14 protein-coding genes are annotated in these 14,166 nt (G+C 70.7%); 10 read left to right on the forward strand and 4 right to left on the reverse strand.

All coding sequences use genetic code 11. The features are described from left to right. Positions 1-32: 32 nt before the first annotated feature. Both ABIA33_RS05570 and ABIA33_RS05575 read left to right on the forward strand, forming a co-directional pair. Entirely contained in the window at positions 33-1,106 is a 1,074-nt protein-coding gene (locus ABIA33_RS05570; RefSeq protein WP_370077683.1) for an ATP-binding cassette domain-containing protein, read from the forward strand. Next, a complete protein-coding gene (locus ABIA33_RS05575) occupies positions 1,106-1,951 on the forward strand; it encodes an ABC transporter permease (protein ID WP_370077685.1) in 846 nt (281 codons plus the stop codon). The genes ABIA33_RS05570 and ABIA33_RS05575 overlap by 1 nt, the downstream gene beginning before the upstream one ends. A gap of 44 nt (positions 1,952-1,995) precedes the next feature. Here the strand turns inward: ABIA33_RS05575 and greA are convergent, their stop codons facing one another. Both greA and ABIA33_RS05585 read right to left on the reverse strand, forming a co-directional pair. Then, entirely contained in the window at positions 1,996-2,493 is a 498-nt protein-coding gene (gene greA / locus ABIA33_RS05580; protein WP_370077688.1) for a transcription elongation factor GreA, read from the reverse strand. Between the two features lie 192 nt (positions 2,494-2,685). Then, positions 2,686-3,081 carry a DUF4307 domain-containing protein gene (locus ABIA33_RS05585; RefSeq protein WP_370077690.1) on the reverse strand — a complete coding sequence of 132 codons (396 nt, stop codon included), beginning with the start codon at positions 3,079-3,081 and terminating at the stop codon, positions 2,686-2,688. A 116-nt stretch (positions 3,082-3,197) separates the two neighbouring features. Between ABIA33_RS05585 and mca the strand changes: the two genes are divergently transcribed. The 3 genes from mca to ABIA33_RS05600 all read left to right on the forward strand — a co-directional run bounded on the left by mca (position 3,198) and on the right by ABIA33_RS05600 (position 5,607). After that, positions 3,198-4,082 (forward strand): mycothiol conjugate amidase Mca, encoded by an 885-nt coding sequence (gene mca, locus ABIA33_RS05590; protein ID WP_370077691.1) that lies wholly within the window; start codon positions 3,198-3,200, stop codon positions 4,080-4,082. A 144-nt stretch (positions 4,083-4,226) separates the two neighbouring features. Next, the gene (locus tag ABIA33_RS05595) at positions 4,227-4,418 is read left to right on the forward strand and encodes a hypothetical protein (RefSeq protein ID WP_370077693.1); all 192 of its coding nucleotides are present in this window, start codon (positions 4,227-4,229) and stop codon (positions 4,416-4,418) included. An 88-nt stretch (positions 4,419-4,506) separates the two neighbouring features. After that, positions 4,507-5,607: a HoxN/HupN/NixA family nickel/cobalt transporter gene (locus tag ABIA33_RS05600; RefSeq protein ID WP_370077695.1), complete on the forward strand. Its 1,101-nt coding sequence runs from the start codon at positions 4,507-4,509 to the stop codon at positions 5,605-5,607. Positions 5,608-5,685: 78 nt separating this feature from the next. Here the strand turns inward: ABIA33_RS05600 and ABIA33_RS05605 are convergent, their stop codons facing one another. Next, positions 5,686-6,972, reverse strand: a complete 1,287-nt coding sequence (locus ABIA33_RS05605) for an RNA polymerase sigma factor (protein ID WP_370077697.1) — start codon at positions 6,970-6,972, stop codon at positions 5,686-5,688. A 309-nt stretch (positions 6,973-7,281) separates the two neighbouring features. Between ABIA33_RS05605 and ABIA33_RS05610 the strand changes: the two genes are divergently transcribed. After that, a complete protein-coding gene (locus ABIA33_RS05610) occupies positions 7,282-9,264 on the forward strand; it encodes a protease pro-enzyme activation domain-containing protein (protein WP_370077699.1) in 1,983 nt (660 codons plus the stop codon). 105 nt (positions 9,265-9,369) lie between these two features. Here the strand turns inward: ABIA33_RS05610 and ABIA33_RS05615 are convergent, their stop codons facing one another. Further along, entirely contained in the window at positions 9,370-10,197 is an 828-nt protein-coding gene (locus ABIA33_RS05615) for a FadR/GntR family transcriptional regulator (RefSeq protein ID WP_370077701.1), read from the reverse strand. A gap of 357 nt (positions 10,198-10,554) precedes the next feature. Here ABIA33_RS05615 and ABIA33_RS05620 point away from each other — a divergent pair, with 357 nt between their 5' ends. The 4 genes from ABIA33_RS05620 to ABIA33_RS05635 all read left to right on the forward strand — a co-directional run bounded on the left by ABIA33_RS05620 (position 10,555) and on the right by ABIA33_RS05635 (position 14,159). Beyond that, on the forward strand, positions 10,555-11,403 hold the full coding sequence (locus ABIA33_RS05620; protein ID WP_370077703.1) for a hypothetical protein: 849 nt from the start codon (positions 10,555-10,557) through the stop codon (positions 11,401-11,403). Then, a complete protein-coding gene (locus tag ABIA33_RS05625; protein ID WP_370077704.1) occupies positions 11,400-11,831 on the forward strand; it encodes a heme-binding protein in 432 nt (143 codons plus the stop codon). The genes ABIA33_RS05620 and ABIA33_RS05625 overlap by 4 nt, the downstream gene beginning before the upstream one ends. Before the next feature lie 122 nt (positions 11,832-11,953). Continuing rightward, entirely contained in the window at positions 11,954-12,097 is a 144-nt protein-coding gene (locus ABIA33_RS05630; RefSeq protein WP_370077706.1) for a hypothetical protein, read from the forward strand. Positions 12,098-12,110: 13 nt separating this feature from the next. Beyond that, complete coding sequence (locus ABIA33_RS05635; protein ID WP_370077708.1) at positions 12,111-14,159, forward strand: thioredoxin domain-containing protein; 2,049 nt, start codon at positions 12,111-12,113, stop codon at positions 14,157-14,159. Positions 14,160-14,166 lie beyond the last annotated feature (7 nt).

Genomic DNA, 14,166 nt, shown 5'->3' on the forward strand with positions numbered 1-14,166 from the left:
GGTCAACGCGTCGGAGCTCGAGGGAGTGGGAGATGGCGGGAGCCATATCGGCCGAGGGACTGGTGAAGACCTTCGGGGACGTACGGGCCCTGGACGGAGTCGACTTGGACGTGCCGGAGGGGACCGTTCTGGGTCTGCTCGGCCCCAACGGCGCCGGCAAGACCACCACCGTCCGGGTCCTCACCACGTTGCTCAAGCCTGACTCCGGGCACGCCGTGGTGGCCGGGGTGGACGTGCTCAAGCACCCCAACCGGGTCCGCAGTCTGATCGGGCTCTCCGGCCAGAACGCCGCCGTCGACGAGTACCTGACCGGCCGTGAGAACCTGCAGATGGTCGGCGAGCTCTACCAGATGAGCGCGCGCGACGCCAAGGCACGCGCGGTGGAGTTGCTGGAGTGGTTCGACCTCTCCGCGGCCGCGAACCGCACCGCCAAGACCTACTCCGGCGGCATGCGCCGCCGCCTCGACCTCGCCGCGGCCCTGGTCGTCCGACCCCCGGTGATGTTCCTGGACGAGCCCACCACCGGCCTCGACCCCCGCAACCGGATGGCGCTGTGGGAGGTCATCGAGACCCTGGTCGGCGAGGGCACCACGCTGCTGCTCACCACCCAGTACCTGGAGGAGGCGGACCGCCTCGCCCACGACATCGCCGTGGTCGACCACGGCAAGGTCATCGCCCGGGGCAGCGCAGACCAGCTCAAGGCGCAGATCGGCGGCGAGCGCGTCGAGGTCGTCGTGCAGGACTCCGCCGTCCTGGCCGAGGCGGTCGAGGCGCTGACCCCCTTCGCCAAGGGGGATCCGACCGTCGAGCAGCACACCCGCCGCATCACCGTCCCGGTCAGCGGCGGCGCGACCGTGCTCGCGGACGTGATCCGGGAGCTGGACGCGCGCGACATCGTGATCAGCGACATCGGCCTGCGCCGACCCACCCTGGACGACGTCTTCCTCTCCCTCACCGGCCACCACACCCTGGGGGACGACGAGGGCAACGGAGACGGCACGAGCGACAGCAGCAAGGACGACAAGAGCAACGGCGGCAAGACCAACGGCGGCAAGAGCAACGGCGGCAAGAGCAAGGGCGACACGAGCAAGCGGAAGGACGTCTGATGTCGGCTGCGACCACCGGTGCGATCGGTTCCCTCGCCCCGAAGCACCGCGGCGGGGCGGTGCAGAGCCTGCGTGACTCCCGGGTCGTCGCGAAGCGCAACCTGCGCCGGATGACCCGCATCCCGGAGATCGTGGTTTTCGGGCTGATGCAGCCGGTGATGTTCGTGCTGCTGTTCAGCTACGTGATGGGCGGCGCGATCGCCGTCCCCGGCATGGACTACAAGCAGTTCCTGATGGCCGGCATCTTCGCGCAGACAGTGACCTTCGCCACCGCAGGGGCCTCCGCCGGGATCGCCGAGGACATGACCAAGGGGCTGGTGGACCGGTTCCGCTCGCTGCCGATGGCCCGCTCCGCCGTCCTCGTCGGCCGGACCATGGCCGACCTGGTGCAGACCGCGCTCACCCTGGTGGTGCTCGGACTGGTCGCCTACATCATCGGCTGGCGCTTCACCAAGGGGGTCCCGGAGGCGCTGGCCGGATTCCTGCTGCTGCTCCTGCTCGGCTACGCGTTCTCCTGGATCGGCGCGCTGATCGGCCTCTCCGTGCGCAGCCCCGAGGCGGCGACGTCGGCCGGCCTGATCTGGCTGTTCCCGCTGACGTTCGTGTCGAACGCCTTCGTGCCGGTGAGCAGTATGCCGGGCTGGTTGCAGGCGATCGCCTACTGGAACCCCTTCAGCGCGACGGTCCAGGCGGCCCGTCGGCTGTTCGGCAACCTGCCGCCGGGACCGGGCCCGACGCAGTGGTCGATGCAGCACGCCATCGGCGTGTCGATCGGCTGGTCGCTGCTGATCGTCGTGCTGTTCTCGTGGCTCTCGGTGCGCAAGTACCGCTCCGCCGTGGGCTGAGGCGGGCCGGCGGCGGAGCGGTACTCGGGGGGCGAACGGGGGGTTCAGCCCTGGTAGGGCTTCGCCGAGAGGATCTTGACCGTGGCCTTGCGGCCGTTGGGCAGCTCGTAGGTGGCGCTCTCGCCGACCTTGCGCCCGTCGATCGCGCGGCCCAGCGGGGACTGCGGCGAGTAGGTCTCCAGGTCGTCGGAGGCCGCCTCGCGGGAGCCCAGCAGGAAGGTCGTGGTGTCGTCCTCGTCGCCGCCCCAGGCGATCACGACGACCATGCCGGGGCCGACCACGCCGTTGTCGGCGGGGGCCGCGCCGACCTGGGCGCGCTCCAGGAGCTGGTTGAGCTGGCGGATCCGCAGCTCCATCTTGCCCTGCTCCTCACGCGCCGCGTGGTAGCCGGCGTTCTCCTTGAGATCGCCCTCCTCGCGGGCGGCCTCGATCTTCTGCGTGATCTCGGCGCGTGCAGGACCAGACAGGTGCTCCAGCTCGGCGCGGAGCTGGTCGTACGCCTCCTGGGTGAGCCAGGTGACGTTTTCGCTGGTCTGGGTCACAGGTGCTCCTCGTAGGTACATGGATGTCAGGCTGGTACAGACAACGCCCACTTCCGGTCGACGTGCCGGTGACGTGCACCGACGTGGTCCCGGGAAGGGGCGAAACCAGCAGCTTAACAATGTCCGGGGCTGAGGCGAAGCCCTGGCGTATCAGGCACGCATCAGGGACGCATCGCGGACGTATCGGGAGGTTCAGGAGCAGCCGACGAGCTCGCCGGTCGTCCCGGGGCCGTTGGTGCGCAGCGTCACGATGGTGTCGTACTCGCTCGGCGCCTTGGGTATCGGCACGGTGACCCGGCCCACCTCGTTGCCGTTGATGTCCCGGGAGCGGACGGTGCAGCTGGCGGCGCTGCCGCCCGGCTTGGACACCTCCAGGTGGAGCTGCACCTCGGAGCCGGAGACCACCTGGAACGAAACGATCTCGCCGCTCACCTGCGACTGCAGCACGTACGAGGCTCCGACGCCCCCGATGAGCAGCACGAACAGCACCGCGAACGCGAGGTGGGCGCGGCGCCAGCGGCGGTCCGACTGCGCCGGGTCCGCGCCGTAGCGGCCCGCCGGCACTGCGACCTTGGTCGGAGTACTCATCCGACTTTCGCCTTCCCTCCGGGACTTTCGGTGGTTCTCTGCGAGATCGCGGAATGTGCGCGGCTCCCAGTCCGTCACTATAGAAGGAGTCATTACCGACGAAGGGCTTTGGGGCGTTGACTGAGCAGCTGCGACTGATGGCGGTACACGCGCACCCGGACGACGAGTCCAGCAAGGGCGCGGCGACCATGGCCTCGTACGTGGCGCGCGGCGTCGACGTACTGGTGGCGACCTGCACGGGGGGCGAGCGCGGTTCGATTCTCAACCCCAAGCTCCAGGGCGACCCCTGGATCGAGGAGAACATCCACGAGGTGCGGGCGAAGGAGATGGAAGCCGCCCGCGAGATCCTCGGGGTGAAGCAGGCGTGGCTGGGATTCGTCGACTCGGGTCTGCCCGAGGGCGACCCGCTGCCCCCGCTTCCCGAGGGCTGTTTCGCGCTGCAGCCGGTGGAGGTCGCCGCCGAGGCGCTGGTGCGGCTGATCCGGGAGTTCCGCCCGCATGTGATCACCACGTACGACGAGAACGGCGGCTACCCGCATCCCGACCACATCATGACGCACACCATCTCGATGGCGGCGTTCGAGGCGGCGGGTGACCCGGACGCGTTTCCGGACGCGGGGGAGCCGTGGCAGCCGCTGAAGCTGTACTACAACCAGGGCATCTCGCTGGAGCGGATCAAGGCGCTGGACGCCGCGATGCACGAACGCGGCCTGGAGTCCCCGTACAAGGAGTGGATCGAGCGCTGGGACGACAGCGACCGCAAGCCGCGCGAGATCACCACGAAGGTGCCCTGCGGGGAGTACTTCGCGGTGCGTGACCGGGCGCTGATCGCGCACGCCACGCAGATCGACCCGGACGGCCCGTGGTTCCGCGTCCCGCTGGACATCCAGCGGGACGTGTGGCCGACCGAGGACTACGAGCTGGCGCGCTCGCTGGTGGACACCTCGCTGCCCGAGGACGACCTGTTCGCGGGGATCACCGCGGACATCGTGCACGTCTGAGCTCGCCGAGCTCGCCGAGCTCGCGGAGATCCGTGAGCTCCCTAAGGTCCCTCGGCGCGGGCCCTGAGCTGCGCTTCCTGCGCGGCCGGCGGACACGCCGACCCCGGTCCCCCCGCCGCCGAGCGGTGGGGGGACGATAGGGGCATGAGTTCTGCTGCCGTGCACACCGCCACCACGCTCCTCGCCCTGGACAACAACAAGGTCACCCCGGGCGTCCTCGGTTTCGTCGTCTTCGCCGCGCTGGGCGTGGGGACCTGGTGGATCCTCAAGGCGATGAACCGCTCCCTGGGCAGGGTGAACTTCACCGAGCAGCCCGAGGACGACGACAAGCAGTAGCCCATCAGTCGCTATTGCACATTACTTGCAACTGCACATCGCCAGCCCCTAACGTGGTCAGGTCATCACTGACCAGGAGGGGTGTGCCATGGCGGGTACGGTCGCACGGATTCGCGGGGCGCTGACCCGTCGCGAGTGGGCCCGGATGGGCGGCATGGCGGCCTTCATCGCCGGGCTGCACCTCGTCGGCTGGTTCACCCTGCTCGCCGTCGTCGCACCGGCCCACTACACCGTCGGCACCCAGCTCTTCGGCGCGGGGATGGGCGTCACCGCCTACACCCTCGGCATGCGGCACGCCTTCGACGCCGACCACATCGCCGCCATCGACAACACCACCCGCAAGCTGATGGCCGACGGGCAGCGGCCGCTCTCCGTCGGCTTCTGGTTCTCGCTCGGCCACTCCTCGGTGGTCTTCGGGCTCTGCGCGCTGCTCTCGCTCGGCGTCAGGGCCCTTGCCGGGCAGGTCGAGAACAGCTCCAGCGGCCTGCAGCACTGGACCAGCCTGATCGGCACCACCGTGTCCGGTAGCTTCCTGATGATCATCGCGGTGCTCAACGCGGTGGTGCTCGCGGGCATCCTCAAGGTCTTCCGGCAGATGCGCACGGGCAGCTACAGCGAGGTCGAGCTGGAAGAACACCTCTCCAAGCGCGGCCTGATGAACCGCATCCTCGGCCCGATCATGCGGACCGTCACCAAGCCCTGGCAGATGTACCTGGTCGGCCTGCTGTTCGGGCTCGGCTTCGACACCGCCACCGAGGTCTCGCTGCTGGTCCTGGCCGGTGGCGCGTCCGCGTTCGCGCTGCCCTGGTACGCGATCCTCACGTTGCCGATCCTCTTCGCCGCCGGGATGTCGCTGCTCGACACCATCGACGGCTCCTTCATGAACTTCGCCTACGACTGGGCCTTCTCCAAGCCCGTCCGCAAGGTCTACTACAACATCACCATCACCGGTCTGAGCGTCGCCGTCGCCGTCATCATCGGCGGCATCGAGCTCACCTCGCTGCTCGCCGGCCAGCTGAACATCACCCACGGCCCGATCGGCTGGGTCGCCGGCCTGGACCTCAACAGCGTCGGCTTCGTCATCGTCGGCCTCTTCGTCGCCACCTGGGCCGTCGCCCTCCTGGTGTGGCGCTTCGGTCGGGTCGAGGAGAAGTGGTCCGAGGGCCTCCGCGAGGCCGACGCGACCTGACCGCTGCGACCTGACCGCTGCGACCTGACCGCTGCAACCTGACCGCTGCAACCTGACCAGCCGGCCGCGACATCGGGGCTACCCGCCCTTGGCACGTTCCAGCAGGAGGGCGCGTTCGGCGCCGTTGCGGGTGAGTGCGGCGGCGCGCTCGAACTCCTGGCGCGCCTCGGCGTGGCGGCCGAGCCTGGCGAGGAGGTCTCCGCGCACGCTCGGCAGCAGGTGATAGCCCTTCAGAGCATCGGTGGCGGCCAGGGCGTCGACCAGGGCGAGTCCGTCGGCCGGGCCCTGCGCCATGGCGACGGCGACCGCCCGGTTCAGCTCCACCACGGGGGACCCGGTGCGGGCGGCGAGGGCCTCGTACAGTTCGGCGATGCGGGCCCAGTCGGTGTCCTCCGCGGTGACCGCCCGCGCGTGGCAGGCCGCGATGGCCGCCTGCAGGACGTAGGGGCCGGGTGCGTCGCCACGGGAGTGCACCAGCGCTTCGGCGCGGGCCAGGGCGGCGAAGCCACGGTGGATGAGCAGTTGGTCCCAGCGCGAGCGGTCCTGGTCGAGCAGCAGGACGGTGGCACGCGACGGGCCGGTACGGGCGGCGGAGCGGGACGCCTGGATCTCCAGCAGCGCGACCAGCCCGTGCACCTCGGGCTCCTCGGGCATGAGCCCGGCGAGGACCCGGCCGAGCCGCAGCGCGTCCTCGCACAGCGCCGGCCGCATCCAGTCGTCGCCCGCGGTGGCCGAGTAGCCCTCGTTGAACACCAGGTAGACGACTTCGAGGACGGATGCGAGCCGTTCGGCGCGTTCGGGCCCGTACGGGACCTCGAAGGGGACGCGTTCCCTGGCCAGGGTGCGCTTGGCGCGAACGATGCGCTGGGCGACGGTGGACTCCGGGACCAGGAACGCGCGGGCGATCTCCTCGGTGGTGAGGCCGCCGAGGAGCCGCAGGGTGAGCGCGACGCGCGCCTGCTGCGACAGCACCGGGTGGCAGGCGATGAAGACCAGGCGCAGCAGGTCGTCCTCGATGTCCTCGGCCGGGCCGGTCCCGCCGGGCGGCTCGTCCCCCTGCTTCTGCTGCTCGATCTCCAGCTCGTGGCCGAGGAGTTGGAGCTTGCGCGCGAGCCGCTCGTTGCGGCGCAGCAGGTCGATGGCGCGGTGCTTCGCGGTGGCCATCAGCCAGGCGCCGGGGTTCCGCGGGACGCCCGCCTCCGGCCACTGTTCGAGTGCTGCGACCAGGGCGTCCTGGGCGAGCTCCTCGGCGATGCCGATGTCGCGGACGATGCGGGTGAGCCCGGCGATGAGCCGCGGCGACTCGATCCGCCAGACGGCGTCGACTGTGCGCCGGGTCTGGTCGTCGTTAGCGGTCACGACCAACCATCACAGCAGCCGAGGGGCGTCCGCGCAAAGCGGACACCGCGACGGCGCTCGTCCTGAAGCCGCAGGAAGCACCTGCCGTCGTCCAACCCTCACGCTGGACCCTCACCGACCGTGTTCATGGTCGCCCCATCACGCCCGTTCAGTCGCACACGCACCTCACACATGTGTGCGTCGCGCTCTTGACCAATCGTCACAGAACAGATTCCCTGTCGTGAGCGCTTCACAGCAACGCTCGACCCGTGCGATCCCGTGTCCCTCACAACTGGGCCGCGGTCCTTGACATCCCATCAACATGAAGGGTGTTTGATGCGCATCAGAGGATCTCGTCGGCGTGCCGGTATTGCCGTGGCGGCGACCCTGCCGCTGCTGGCGGCCGCCGTCGCGACAGGGGTGCCGGCCCACGCCGTCTCCCCCCAGGGCCGCTCGGTCCTGCCAGCGACCAAGCCCGCCTGGGCCCAGGCGTCCACGGACCGCGGCCTCACCGCGGCCTCCGCACCGGTCACCGCCCGGGTCTACCTGGCCGGTCGCGACCAGGCCGGGCTGGCTGCCCTGGCCCGGTCGGTGTCGGACCCGAAGTCCGCCGACTACGGGCACTACCTGAGTGCCCAACAGGTGGCGCAGCGCTTCGACGCCACTGCGCAGCAGATATCCGCGGTCAGCGCCTGGCTCACCTCGTCCGGGCTCAAGGTCACCGAGAGCAACGCGCACTACATCACCGTCCAGGGTGACGCGGCCGCCGCGCAGCGCGCCTTCGCGGTGCAGCTGCACTCCTACGCCAAGGACGGCCACGTCTACCGGGCCCCCGCCACCGAGGCCTCGGCACCGGCCTCGGTCGCCTCGATGGTGCTCTCGGTGAGCGGGCTCAGCACCGCCCCGGCCAAGGCCAAGCACGACAGCGTGACCCCGAGCGACACCCTGCCGGGGCCGGCCGCGGCCTTCGTGAACTCCGGCCCGTTCTCGTCCTACTACGGTTCTGCCATCGCGAAGGGCACGCCGAAGGCCTATGGCTCGGTCGCTCCGTACGTGATCAAGGGCTACACCGGCAAGCAGTTGCGCTCCGCCTACGGCGCGTCCTGGACCGGGCTCACCGGCAAGGGCGTCACGGTGGCCATCGTGGACGCCTACGACTCGCCGACCATCGTCTCCGACGCCCGTACCTACGCCGCGAACAACGGCGACGCGGCGTACCGCCACAACCAGCTGACCCAGGTCGACGCGGCGCAGTGGACCCACACCGCGGACACCGACTGCGGAGCCTCCGGCTGGTACGGGGAGCAGTCGCTGGACGTGGAGGCCGTGCACGCGATGGCGCCGGCCGCCGGAATCACCTATGTCGGAGCCGCCTCCTGCTACGACACGGACCTGCTCGACGCCCTGAACAAGATCGTCGACAACCACCTCGCCACCATCGTCACCAACTCCTGGGGCGAGCCGGAGAACGCCAGCGACCCGACCCTGGACGCGGTCTACACCCAGACCTTCACCCGCGGGGCGATCCAGGGCATCGGCTTCTACTTCTCCAGCGGTGACAACGGCGACGAGCTGGCCAACACCGGCACCAAGCAGTCCGACATGCCGGCCTCGCTGCCCTGGGTGACCGCCGTCGGCGGCACCTCGCTGGCCGTCGACAAGCACAACTCCTACTCGTTCGAGACGGGTTGGGGCACGGAGAAGGCGCTCCTCGCCCCTGACGGCAAGAGCTGGATCAACTTCCCCGGCGCCTACACCAGCGGCGCGGGCGGCGGTACCAGCGTGCGGTCTGCCGAGCCCTGGTACCAGGACCGGGTGGTTCCCTCCGCGCTGGCCGCCGTCAACGGCGGCAAGAACCGGGTGGTGCCGGACGTCGCGGCGGACGCCGACCCGAACACCGGCTTCCTGATGGGCCAGACCCAGACCTTCCCGGACGGTTCGGTGAAGTACGGCCAGTTCCGGATCGGCGGCACCAGCCTGGCCAGCCCCCTGTTCGCGGGCATCCAGGCGCTGGCGCAGCAGGCCAACGGCTTCCCGCTCGGCTTCGCCAACCCGGCGATCTACGAGAAGTACGGCACCCCGGCCTTCCATGACGTCACCGACCACCCGCTCGGGAAGAACACCCAACTGGCGGACGTCCGCGTGGACTTCCGCAACGGCGTGGACGCCTCGAACGGCCTGGTCACTTCGATCCGCTCGCTCGGCAAGGACTCCTCCCTGTCGGCGACCCGCGGCTACGACGACGTGACGGGCGTCGGCACCCCGGCCCCCGCCTACCTGCTGTCGTACCTGTTCGGCTTCGGCAGCTCCCGCGGCTGACCCCGCACCACCACCCCGCCGGGGGCGGCTCGGACCATCCGAGCCGCCCCCGGCGGCGTCCGGGCGTTGAAGCCCTGGACGGCCCGCGCCCCGAACGGCTGCGCGTCAGGACGGCGCGTTCCTGCGGCTCGAGACCTGACCGCCAATCCCCGCGTTCGTCCGCAGCCACGCGGTGAGCGCCTCGGTGAGCCCGGCATCGGACCCGGCAGGCTCCCCGCCCTTGCGGACGGATCGGATCCGCTCGACGACCTGCCGGTGGTAGTCGCGGACCACGGAGGCTGCGATGACCGGATCGCGACCGGCGATGGCGTCCACGATCCGCAACCGCTCCGGGTACAGCGCACCCGCGACCTGCCCCCAGTCCCCGCCCTCGCCACCGGACATCTTGACCGCGAGCCCGATCTGGACCTCGGCGATGAACCGGCACAGCGCGGCCAGCAGCGGGTTGTGGGAGATCCCGGAGAGGACGACGAAGAAGTTGTGCAGCGCGGCGGAGGACTGCTCCACGCTTTCGGTCGAGGCGGTCTCCTCGGCCGCGGCCCGCAGGTCGGCGATCTCCTCGTCGGAGGCGTGCTGCGTGGCCAGCTCCGCGGCGTACGCGTTGAGCGCGCCCAGTAGGCCGAGGACCTCCCCGGCGCCGACCTTCTCGACCTGCACGACGGAGGCGATGGACATGGCGAGCAGGGTGTCGCCCTGTGCGGCGACCGTCGCCCTGCTGCCGTTGCGGGTATTGACCAGGCCCATCGCGGACAGCACCCGGATTGCCTCGCGGATGGTGGGGCCGCTGACGTCGTAGGCCGTGGCCAGTTCCCGCTCGGCCGGCAGTCGGGAGCCGTCCGGCAAGGCGCCGCTGAGGATCTGCTCGCGCAGATCCTCGACGATCTGGTCGGCCACCCGGCCGCGGTACAGCTTCGCGGCGTGAGGCACGGACATGCCACTCCCCAGTGTCGTCCGGACCGCTACGGCCCAGGGGACCTCGGTGGCCCACCCCAAGCAAGGTAACCTACCTAGTAGGTTGATTCAATCCTTGCCGGCTGTGCTCCGTCGAGGGCGTTCCGCCGGCGATTCCTGGGGGTTCTCCGCAACCTCGCCACCTACCTTGACGGAAACCTACTAGGAAGGTTCTCTAGGTGAGGCGACGGCCGGAGGCCAGCCAGGAGGGCGCTCACGCTGTGGAAACGGGCGGATGCCGGCCCGGTCGATCGCAGGCAGTCATCGCTCCCGTTCGCGCGACGGTCCCATCGGACGCGAAGGTCGCGCACGGCAACCACCAGACAACGGAGGACAGCGATGAAGATCGCGCCGTTCGACGAGAACGCGTTCCGCATGGACCACCCCAGGGGAACGGTGTCGTTCAACTACCTGCTCATGGGCGACAGGAGCAAGCCCCTCGAGAACTACCGCTACATCCTGGGCCGCCAGGAGGCCGACTTCCTCATGCCCCGGCACTGCCACACCTTCGAGCAGATCCGTCTGCCGCTGGTGGGCGACATGAACCTGGGCGAGCAGGGCATCCTGCGCGAGGGCGAGGTCGGCTACTTCCCCGAGGGCCAGACATACGGGCCGCAGGACGACCCGCTCGGCACCCCGAAGCAGTTGCAGTTGGTGCTGCAGTTCGCAGGTGCGTCCGGGCTCGGCATGGGGGCCGGCCGCGGTCGCGGCCCCGACAACAAGGAGGCGCAGGCCGAGCGGCGCGCGCGTCAGGAGGTCAAGTTCCCGCGGCCGCGCTACAACGGAGTGGTCGTCAGCAACCCGACACACTTCAGCTATCTGCCCGTGGCCGAGTGGCCCGGAGTGGAGCGCAAGCACATCGGTACGTACACCGAGCGGCAGTTCTGGATCGAGTTCATCACGATCGAAGCCGGTGCCGAGTGGGTCTCCACCAGCGAGGACGCGCGTCGGCTGACCGTGGTCCTCTCGGGTGCCGGCACGGTCGAGGACACCGAGATCGGCAGGCTCGGCGCGGTGGAGGCGGACCCCGGGGAGAAGGCGCGCTTCGTCGCGACCGACGAGCTGGTGCTGTACAGCGTCGGCCTGCCCCCGATCCAGCTGCCGGCCGTGCCCTCGGACCAGTTCGACATCGTCACCACCGACGGCGGGATCAGATTCGAGGAGAAAGCAGAGGAGCAACACACATGAGTGGACTGACCCTGGCCCAGGCGTCCGAGATCGTGGACTCCGCGCTGAGCCACGCGCGCGAACTGGGACTGCGACCCCTGACGATCACCGTGCTCGACCCGGGCGGCCACCCGCAGGTCGTCAAGCGGGAGGACGGCGCCGGCATACTGCGCCCGCAGATCGCCCATGCCAAGGCATGGGGCTGCCTCGGCATGGGCGCGGGCGGCGCGGCCGGAGCGCGGCACGCCACCCGTGATCCCGCCTTCTTCGCCGCGCTGGCGGCGATCTCCGAGGGCCGTGTCGCCTCCTCCCGGGGCGGCGTGCTCGTCCGGGGGCAGGACGGCGAACTGCTCGGCTCGGTGGGCGTCAGCGGTGACCGCCCGGACAACGACGAGGCCGTCGCCGTCTTCGGAGTGGAGAAGGTCGGTCTGGTCGCCGACGTGGGCTGACCGCGGCGCCCTGCGGCCGGGACCGCCGCACAGGACGGTCCCGGCCACCACCCGGCGCGCGCCCGCGCGCCCACGACATCGAACTCCCCGCCCAGACAGCCGATGGGAAACGGAGGTGCACCATGGCAGAGGCGCCTGACGACCTCACGGACGAACCCGACACCCTCGAACTGACCCCCACGCGGCTCGCGCGGGCCCTGGCCATCTGCATCGCCGCCGCTTTTCGCGGGGCAGGCCGGCTACGGGTTCCGAGTCGCGGGGTGTGAGAGGCTGGGCCGCGTGAACCGGTTGGCCAGCGCGACCTCTCCCTATCTGCTCCAGCACGCCGAGAATCCGGTGGACTGGTGGCCATGGGGACCGGAGGCTTTCGAGGAAGCGCGCCGCCGGGACGTGCCCGTTCTGCTGTCGGTCGGCTATGCCGCGTGCCACTGGTGCCATGTCATGGCCCACGAGTCCTTCGAGGACGCTGAACTCGCCGCGTACCTCAACGAGCACTTCCTGCCGATCAAGGTGGACCGGGAGGAGCGGCCCGACGTCGACGCCGTCTACATGGAGGCCGTGCAGGCCGCGACCGGGCACGGCGGGTGGCCGATGACGGTGTTCCTCACCCCCGCCGGGGAGCCCTTCTACTTCGGGACGTACTTCCCGCCCGCGCCGCGGCAGGGGATGCCGTCGTTCCAGCAGGTGCTTGAAGGCGTCCACGCCGCGTGGACGGACCGTCGGGACGAGGTCGGCGAGGTGTCCGCGCAGATCGCGGCCGACCTGGCGTCGCGCGGCGACGTCTACGGGGCGGCAGGGAAGCAGCCGCCGACCGAGTCGGACCTGCACGAGGCCGCCGTCGCGCTCGGGCGCGAGTACGACGACAAGCGCGGCGGATTCGGCGGCGCACCCAAGTTCCCGCCTTCCATGGCGTTGGAGTTCCTGCTCAGGCACCACGCCGCGACCGGCTCGGCCTCGGCACTGCGCATGGTCGAGCGCACCTGCGAGGCGATGGCCCGCGGCGGCATCTACGACCAGCTCGGCGGCGGCTTCGCACGCTACTCGGTCGACGCCGAGTGGGTGGTGCCCCACTTCGAGAAGATGCTCTACGACAACGCGTTGCTGCTCCGCGTCTATCTCCACCTCTGGCGGGCCACCGGGTCCGACCTGGCCCGACGGATCGCACTGGAGACCGCGGACTTCCTGCTCGCCGAACTCCGCACTCCCGAGGGCGGTTTCGCCTCGGCGCTGGACGCCGACAGTCCCGGCCCGGACGGCCACAACCACGAGGGCGTCTTCTACGCCTGGACGCCGGCGCAACTCGCCGACGCGCTGGGCCCCGAGGACGGGGCGCGGGCTGCGGCACTGTTCACGGTGACGCCGGAGGGCACCTTCGAGCAGGGCATGTCCGTGCTCCAGCTACTCGACGACGCCGACCAGGCCGAAGACCACGCCGACGGTCCCGACTGGTTCGCGTCCGTCCGGGTCCGGCTCCTCGCCGTGCGGTCCACCCGGCCCCGCCCCGCCCGCGACGACAAGATCGTCGCGGCGTGGAACGGGCTCGCCGTCGCCGCCCTGGCCGAGACCGGCGCGCTGTTGGAGCGTCCCGACTACGTCGAGGCCGCGCTCGCCGCGGCCGACCTGCTGGTCGGCGTCCACCTCACCGCAGAGGGCCGGCTGCTGCGCACCTCCCGGGACGGACGTCCGGGCACCAACGCGGGCGTCCTGGAGGACTACGCCGACACCGCCGAGGGCTTCCTCGCCCTCTACTCCGTCACCGGCGAGGAAGCCTGGCTCACCCTGGCCGGCGTGCTCCTCGACGCCGTCCTCGACCACTTCGCCGACCCGGCGTCGGGCGCGCTGTACGACACCGCCGCCGACGCCGAGAAGCTGATCCGGCGTCCCCAGGACCCGACCGACAACGCCGCCCCCTCCGGCTGGACCGCCGCAGCGGGTGCGCTGCTCAGCTATGCGGCGCTCACCGGCTCCCAGCGCCACCGCGAAGCCGCGGCGGGCGCGCTCGGCATCGTGACCGCGCTCGGTTCGCGCGCGCCGCGCTTCATCGGCTGGGGCCTGGCCGTCGCCGAGGCCTACGCGGACGGGCCGCGCGAGATCGCCGTGGTTGGCGCCGCCGACGATCCGGCCACGGCTGCGCTGCGCCGCACCGCGCTGCTCGCCACCGCGCCGGGCGCGGTGCTCGCCTTCGGCGAGCCCGGCAGCACCTCGGTCCCGCTCCTCGCCGACCGCCCGCTCCGCGACGGCCTGCCCACCGCCTACGTCTGCCGCCACTTCACCTGCGACGCCCCGGTCACCGATCCATCAGCGCTGGCGGCGAGCCTCAGGAGCTGACCCCTGG

This window comes from Streptacidiphilus sp. MAP12-16 (genome assembly GCF_041262165.1).
Lineage (GTDB): Bacteria > Actinomycetota > Actinomycetes > Streptomycetales > Streptomycetaceae > Streptacidiphilus.